Raw genomic sequence first — 297 nt, 5'->3', positions numbered from 1 at the left:
CCCCACAAGAGAGTTGAAAGTTTTGTGGGGTGGGCATCTTGCCTGCCCCACAAGAGAGTTGAAAGTTTTGTGGGGTGGGCATCTTGCCTGCCCCACAAGAGAGTTGAAAGTTTTGTGGGGTGGGCATCTTGCCTGCCCCACAAGAGAGTTGAAAGTTTTGTGGGGTGGGTATCTTGCCTGCCCCACAAGAGAGTTGAAAGTTTTGTGGGGTGGGCATCTTGCCTGCCCCACAAGAGAGTTGAAAGTTTTGTGGGGTGGGCATCTTGCCTGCCCCACAAGAGAGTTGAAAGTTTTGTG

At 52.2% G+C, this 297-nt stretch carries 1 pseudogene; it reads right to left on the bottom strand.

The window, feature by feature from the left end:
• Window positions 1–262: pseudogene (locus tag MiSe_RS50145) on the bottom strand (hypothetical protein); the annotation flags it as partial.
• Between the last annotated feature and the right edge of the window lie 35 nt (window positions 263–297).

Origin of the sequence: Microseira wollei NIES-4236 (assembly GCF_020521235.1) — a bacterium.
In the GTDB taxonomy this organism is placed as follows: domain Bacteria; phylum Cyanobacteriota; class Cyanobacteriia; order Cyanobacteriales; family Aerosakkonemataceae; genus Microseira; species Microseira wollei.
Note: the sequence above shows the minus strand (reverse complement) of the source record. Positions and strands in the feature narration are given on the sequence as shown.